The organism is Bacillus sp. SIMBA_005 (genome assembly GCF_046535585.1).
Classification (GTDB): Bacteria; Bacillota; Bacilli; order Bacillales; family Bacillaceae; genus Bacillus; species Bacillus pumilus.
Window position 1 is genome coordinate 1 of sequence record NZ_JAWRWI010000572.1, and the last position, 264, is coordinate 264.

1 protein-coding gene is annotated in these 264 nt (G+C 73.9%); it reads right to left on the reverse strand.

Annotation, left to right across the window (positions count from 1 at the left end; translation table 11 throughout):
• Positions 1 to 264 (reverse strand): alanine racemase C-terminal domain-containing protein (locus SB660_RS21340; RefSeq protein WP_410584398.1); only part of this gene is annotated, 264 nt, incomplete at both ends.

Here is a 264-nt window from a genome sequence, read left to right on the forward strand (position 1 = left end):
CCAGCGCGCCCACTCCTGCGCCGACGGGACCGCGCCGCCCTCCGGCCCGAACACGGTCGCCGTCGTGCCGCGCGGGAAGAGCACGTCCCCCGTGTCGACGACGATCTGGTCCATCGACACCCTCCCGACCAGCGGATGCCGTACTCCGCCGATCTCGACGGACGCCCCCTCGCCGAGCTTCCGCCGGGCAGATAGGTCGGGCGCACCGACACCTCGCTGAGGGCGAGCACCTCGCCGGACCCGTCGACGACGACGGCCTTGGTG